Source organism: Paraburkholderia sp. (assembly GCF_035656215.1).
GTDB lineage: Bacteria > Pseudomonadota > Gammaproteobacteria > Burkholderiales > Burkholderiaceae > Paraburkholderia.
The window spans coordinates 1-6289 of the sequence record NZ_DASRSY010000008.1; the positions used below are offsets into that span (position 1 = coordinate 1).

The 6289-nt window shown below is 62.6% G+C and carries 6 protein-coding genes and 1 pseudogene; all 7 read left to right on the forward strand.

Going from position 1 to position 6289, the window contains the following annotated elements:
- A pseudogene (locus tag VFE81_RS00270) lies at positions 1 to 127 on the forward strand (2-aminoethylphosphonate ABC transport system ATP-binding subunit PhnT); the annotation flags it as partial.
- Positions 105 to 1046: a 2-aminoethylphosphonate ABC transporter permease subunit gene (locus VFE81_RS00275; RefSeq protein ID WP_325042672.1), complete on the forward strand. Its 942-nt coding sequence runs from the start codon at positions 105 to 107 to the stop codon at positions 1044 to 1046. The pseudogene VFE81_RS00270 and the gene VFE81_RS00275, both read left to right, overlap by 23 nt.
- On the forward strand, positions 1036 to 1899 hold the full coding sequence (gene phnV / locus VFE81_RS00280) for a 2-aminoethylphosphonate ABC transport system, membrane component PhnV (RefSeq protein ID WP_325042673.1): 864 nt from the start codon (positions 1036 to 1038) through the stop codon (positions 1897 to 1899). Before VFE81_RS00275 ends, phnV begins: the two co-directional genes overlap by 11 nt.
- Before the next feature lie 85 nt (positions 1900 to 1984).
- A complete protein-coding gene (locus tag VFE81_RS00285; RefSeq protein WP_325042674.1) occupies positions 1985 to 2719 on the forward strand; it encodes a phosphonate utilization associated transcriptional regulator in 735 nt (244 codons plus the stop codon).
- 57 nt (positions 2720 to 2776) lie between these two features.
- Positions 2777 to 4033: a phosphonoacetate hydrolase gene (phnA, locus tag VFE81_RS00290; protein WP_325042678.1), complete on the forward strand. Its 1257-nt coding sequence runs from the start codon at positions 2777 to 2779 to the stop codon at positions 4031 to 4033.
- Positions 4030 to 5481, forward strand: coding sequence for a phosphonoacetaldehyde dehydrogenase (phnY, locus tag VFE81_RS00295; RefSeq protein ID WP_325042675.1), 1452 nt, complete (start codon positions 4030 to 4032; stop codon positions 5479 to 5481). The genes phnA and phnY overlap by 4 nt, the downstream gene beginning before the upstream one ends.
- 4 nt (positions 5482 to 5485) lie before the next feature.
- Entirely contained in the window at positions 5486 to 6046 is a 561-nt protein-coding gene (locus VFE81_RS00300; RefSeq protein ID WP_325042676.1) for a phosphonate degradation HD-domain oxygenase, read from the forward strand.
- Positions 6047 to 6289 lie beyond the last annotated feature (243 nt).

Below are 6289 nucleotides of genomic sequence, written 5' to 3' on the forward strand. Positions count from 1 at the left end.
TCTGGACGCGATGCCCAAAGAGCCTGTGCTCGTCACCATGCAGCGCGGCCACGGCATGATGCCGGAGAAGGGCGCGCGTGTTTCCCTGCGTTATGAGGCTGACGATGTCGTCCTTATCAACCCCTGATACATCTGAATCCATGAACGCCGCCGCCGATGCCCGCCGCAGCGCGAGCGCGGCCTCGCACACGGCGGCGGTGAAGCGACGCGAACGCGTGGCGCAATGGCACCTGCTGTTCCTTGCGGTGGTCGTGCTGGGTCCGCTGGTTATCTATCCGCTCGTGCGTCTGGTGCTGCTGAGTCTCACTGGGCCGCATGGTTTGAGCTTGCAGGCTTACTCGGCGTTCTTCGGCAATCCGGAAACGAGCGGCGTGGTCGGCACGACGCTGTGGATTCTGTTTGCCAGCGCCGGCCTTGCATCACTGCTAGGCGTGGCGTTGGCGTCGATGCTGTTTTTCAAGCCGTTTCCCGGCGCGCGGATGATCACGCGCTTCCTCGAACTGTTCGTCGCGTTCCCGTCCTTTCTGGTCGCCTTTACGTTGATCTTTCTGTACGGCTCGCAAGGCTCGGTCAGCATCGGCTTGCAGCGGCTGTTTCATCTCGAGGCGCCACCGCTCAATTTCCTGTTCGGCGTGGGCGGCGTGATTCTCGCGGAAGTGGTCTTCTACGCGCCGTTCGTCGTGCGTCCGACGCTGGCTTCGTTCGCCACGCTCGACATGCGTCTGATCGAAGCCGCCCGCAGTCTCGGCGCAAGCGGCTGGATGGTCGCGTTCAAGGTGATCCTGCCGCTCGCGTGGCCGGGCATCGCTGCGGGCACGATCCTGTGTTTTCTGCTGACGTTGAACGAGTTCGGCATTTTGCTCGTGCTTGGCAGCGCGCATCTGATCACGCTGCCGGTTGCGATCTACAGTTCCGCGACCGTCGACCTGGATCTGCCGACCGCCGCCGCTGGCGCGGTCGTGATGCTGGTCATGTCGTTGTCGCTGTATGCGTTGTACCGCCAGGTCAACCGTCGCAAGGTGAAAGGAGCGGGTCATGGCCGTTGAACTCGACCCGACCGTTTTGCCGGTCATGCACAAGAAGGCGCGGCCGGTGCGCCGCAGTCTGCCGGTGCGTATTCTCGGTAGCCTGTTTCTCGGCTTTGCCGCGTTGCTGTGCTTCTGGCTGTTCGTCCTGCCGGTACTGGTGGTTGCGCTGTCCAGCGTGGCCGGGCACTGGTCGGGCACGATCCTGCCTGACAGCCTCAGCATGCGCTGGTTCGAACGGCTGGGTTCCAGCGATTTCGACGCGCTGGCTACGAGCCTCGAAATCGGCATGGGCGTCGCCGTACTCGGCACGATTCTCGGGCTGTGGCTGGCGTTGGCACTGGAGGGGCGCGACCGGCGTGGTCTTGGCGCGTTTGTCGACACCATCGCGATGATGCCCAACGGCGTGCCGAGCGTGGTGCTCGGGCTGGCCGTGCTAATCGCGTACCACAAGCGTCCGTTCGATCTGTCCAGTTCGGCGGCGATCGTTGTGTTCGTGCAGCTCGCGCTGGTGCTGCCGTTCTGCTACCGCTGTGCGGCCGCCGCGTTGCGTCCGGAACTGACCATTCTGCGCGAAGCGGCAGCGAGTCTGGGTGCGCCGCCGTCGATGGTGCTGCGCCGCGTCGTGCTGCCGCAACTGGTGCCCGCGATCCGCGCGAGTCTCGCGCTCGGCTTCGCGCTCTCGCTCGGCGAACTCGGCGCCACACTTACTGTGTACCCGCCGGGCTTTGCGACGGTGCCGATCGTCGTGGTCGGGCAGGTGGAGCGCGGTTATTACCTGCCGGCCTCCGCGCTGTCGCTGATTCTGCTGATGGTCTCGCTTGCCGCGCTGCTGCTGATCGCGGCGCGCGTCCCGCGCCGTCGGGTGGACTGACGAGCACCTTCTGATTGTTGTGTTTGCGTGCGCATGCCAGGCGGCGGGCGCGCAAACACATATCGATGTGGCGAAATTTGTCAAAATGACCGAATATATGCAAGCTGCTTCCGTCGATCCGATTGAGGTTGTGCGCAGGCATTCACTGACGACGCTGGTCCGCGACGAAATCGAACGGCACATCATCGAAGGGGCGCTCGCGCCCGGCGACAAACTCAACGAAGCCGACTGGGCTGCGCGTCTGCAGGTTTCGCGCGGGCCGGTGCGCGAGGCGTTTCGCGCGCTGGAACAGGTGGGCCTCGTGCGCACCGAGAAAAACCGCGGCGTGTTCGTGCGGACGGTGTCGCTGGCGGAAGCGGACGAGATTTACGCGGTGCGTGCGGTGCTCGAAGAGGCGGCGTGCCGGATGCTGGCTTCGAGCATTGATGCGCAGAAGCTTGCCGTGTTGCGCGAATGGCTTGACGCGATGCGCGCCGCGCTCGACGCGCAGGATCACGATGCCTACACGCGCGCCAATGTCGCGTTTCACGACGCGATCGTGGCGGCATCGGGCAACGTCAAGCTGTATGAGACATATCGAAGGCTGGTGAGCGAACTGAGCCTGTTTCGCCGCGCCGCGCTGGTGGTGCATGCCGACGCGATGGAGCGCTCGCTCGCCGAACATCGTGCGATTCTGACGGCGCTGGCCTCGCGCGACGCTGAGCATGCTGCCGCGCTGATGCATGCGCATGTGAACGGCGGCCTGCAGCGCGCGCGTGAGGCGTGCGAACCGGCGGGGCAGTTGGGCGCGGTGCGGATGTCGGCGGTATCGAATGATTGAGACTGGTTGCAACAGATTGACTAGAGCACGGGTGCTCTTCACGCATGGAAGGTAATGATGGCAAACGCAAGCGAACGTACGATCGACGTCAATGGCCGCACCTACCGGCTACCCTCGCAACCAACAGTTGTGGTGTGCGTCGACGGCTGTGAATACGATTACCTCGAAGCTGCGGTCGCGGCGGGCGTCGCGCCGTTCATCGGCAAGATGCTCAAGGACGGCGCGGCTTTCAAGGGCGACTGCGTGATTCCGTCGTTCACCAACCCGAATAATCTCTCGATCGTGTGCGGCGTGCCGCCCTCGGTGCACGGCATTTGCGGCAACTATTTCTGGGACCCGGACGCGAACGGCGGCGAGGGCGCGGAAGTGATGATGAACGATCCCGCCTATCTGCGCGCCGGCACCTTGCTGGCAGCCGCGGCGGAAGCAGGCGCCGCAGTTGCCGTGGTTACCGCGAAAGACAAACTGCGCCGCTTGCTCGGCTGGCAGTTGAAGGGCATCTGTTTCTCGGCGGAAAAAGCCGACAAGGTGACGCGCGAAGAAAACGGCATCGACGAAGTACTCGATCTGGTCGGCCTGCCGGTGCCTGATGTGTATAGCGCCGGTTTGTCCGAGTTCGTGTTTGCCGCCGGCGTGCGACTTGCTGAAACCCGCAAGCTCGACCTGATGTATCTGTCGACCACCGATTACATCCAGCACAAATGGGCGCCCGGTACCCAAGGCGCGAACGACTTCTACGCGATGATGGACGGCTATCTCGCGAAGCTCGACGCGCTCGGCTGGGTGATCGGCCTGACCGCCGACCACGGCATGAACGCCAAGCACGATCCGAAGACCGGCGAGCCGAACGTGATCTATCTGCAGGACGTGCTGGACGATTGGCTTGGGCACGGGAAAGCGCGCGTGATTCTGCCGATCACCGATCCGTATGTCGTTCATCACGGTGCGCTCGGTTCGTTCGCGACGGTTTACCTGCCGCACGACGTGAGCGTTGCGCAGGTGATCGAACGGATCGGCGGTTTGCAGGGCATTGAAGTCGTGCTCGACAACCGCGCCGCATGCGAGCGTTTCGAGCTGCCGAACGACCGCGTGGGCGATATCGTTGTGGTCAGTACCAAACACGTGGTGCTTGGCACGCGTCGCGATGAACATGATCTGTCCGGACTGACCGTGCCGTTGCGCTCGCACGGCGGCATCTCCGAGCAGGAAGTGCCGCTGCTGTTCAATCGCCGCGTCGAGGGCCTGCCTATCGATAAGCGGCTGCGCAACTTCGATATCTTCGACGTCGCATTGAATCACGTGTCGGCATCATGAACGCCGTGCTGCGGGACCATCCGGCATTTCGGGCAGAAGCGTTGCGGCTCAAAGGCGAGCGCGCGACGCGCTCGCGCACGCTCGACGTGCTCGATCCTTTTACGGGAACGCGCGTAGGCACGGTCCCGTTGGCGAGCATCGACGACGTGCGCGCCGCGTTCGAATATGCCGCTGCGTATCAGGCGAAGCTCACCCGCTACGAGCGCTCGCAGATTCTCGAACGCGCGGCGGCGTTGCTGCGGGAGCGAACTGAAGAAGCTTCGGACCTGATTTCGCTCGAGTCGGGTTTGTCGAAGCAGGATTCACGCTACGAGATCGGCCGGGTTGCCGATGTGCTCAAGTTTGCCTCGATCGAAGCTTTGCGCGACGACGGCCAGAGCTTCTCGTGCGATCTGACGCCGCATGGCAAGAAGCGCCGTGTGTTTTCGCAGCGCGAGCCGCTGGAGGGTGTGATCGTTGCGATTACGCCGTTCAACCATCCGATGAACCAGGTTGCGCACAAGATCGCGCCGGCTATAGCCACCAATAATCGCGTCGTGCTGAAGCCGTCGGAGAAGGTGCCTCTGTCGGCGCTCTATCTGGCGGACATTCTTTATGAAGCTGGCTTGCCGACGCCGATGCTGCAGGTGCTGACCGGCGATCCGCGCGAAATCGCCGACGAACTGATCACGCATCCGCTGGCGGAGCTCGTGACCTTCACCGGCGGCGTGGCGATCGGTAAATATATCGCTGCAAAGGCGGGCTACCGGCGCATCGTGCTGGAACTGGGCGGCAACGATCCGCTGATCGTGCTCGAAGACGCCGATCTCGATCGCGCGGCGAAGCTTGCCGTGCAGGGCTCGTATAAGAACTCCGGTCAGCGGTGTACCGCGGTCAAGCGGATACTGGTGCAGAAGAGTATCGCGGCGGACTTCACTGATCTGGTCGTGGAGAAGACACGCGCATGGACCTGCGGTGATCCATTCGACGCGTCGAATCAGATGGGCACCGTGATCGACGTCGCCGCCGCGCAGCTATTCGAGGCGCGCGTCAATGAAGCGGTGGCGAGCGGCGCGCGCCTGCGCATCGGCAATCAACGCGACGGCGCGCTGTACTCGCCGACGGTGCTGGATAGCGTCGACCCGTCAATGACACTGGTGCGCGAGGAAACGTTCGGCCCGGTGTCGCCGATCATCACTTTCGACACGCTCGACGACGCCATCCGGATCAGTAACGGGACGCCGTTCGGGTTGTCGTCCGGTGTGTGCACGAACCGGCAGGACGCGATCACGCGCTTCATCAACGAATTGCGCGTGGGGACGGTCAACGTGTGGGAGGTGCCGGGATACCGGATCGAGCTGACACCGTTCGGCGGCATCAAGGATTCCGGGCTTGGATATAAGGAAGGCGTTCAGGAGGCGATGAAGAGCTTCACTAACCTCAAGACCTTTTCGTTACCGTGGGAGTAAGAGCGTGGCATTGAGTCTGAGCGACATCCGTTCATTATTCGAGCAATACGGCAATCTTGCCTATAGCGGCGAACCGGTGACGCAGCTTGAACATGCGCTGCAAAGCGGCGCATTGGCGGAAGAGGTGGGCGCCGACGATGAACTCGTTGCTGCTGCGTTTTTGCACGACCTCGGCCATCTGCTGAATCTGCAAGGCGAAACGCCGACGGAGCGGGGCATCGACGATCTGCATCAGTATTTCGCGCTGCCGTTCTTGCGGCCGGTGTTGTCCGACGCAGTGTTGGAGCCGATCCGGCTGCATGTCGACGCCAAGCGCTGCCTATGCGCAATCGACGATGCGTATTTCGGCCAGCTTTCCGCCGATTCGGTGCGGAGTCTGGAACTGCAAGGCGGTATCTTCAGCAAGGAAGAGGCTGACGTGTTCTTGCAGAAGCCGTACGCGGAAGATGCACTGCGCCTGCGCAAATGGGACGATCGCGCAAAAGAAGAAAACCGCGCGACGCCGGGCCTCGATCATTATTTGAGCGTAGTCGAGCGTGCGATGCAGAAGCGCGCGGCTGCCTGAAAGAGTGGTTTTCGGCTGATCTTCGGATGAGCGTGTTATGCCATCTTCGCATCATTTCTGGCGCAACCCATGCGTATCAAAATAACGCTTGCAAGCGGCCGTTCGGCTCGCTAGAATCTCGCTCTTTCGTGCTCCGGACGCCGGGGCACGGGAAGCGGGAGAGCCAGCAGTGGCAAGGCTTTGCGCGAAGTGAGCGGGTTGAGAAAGTTGGAAAAACCTGTTGACGGCGTAGCGAAAGTTCTC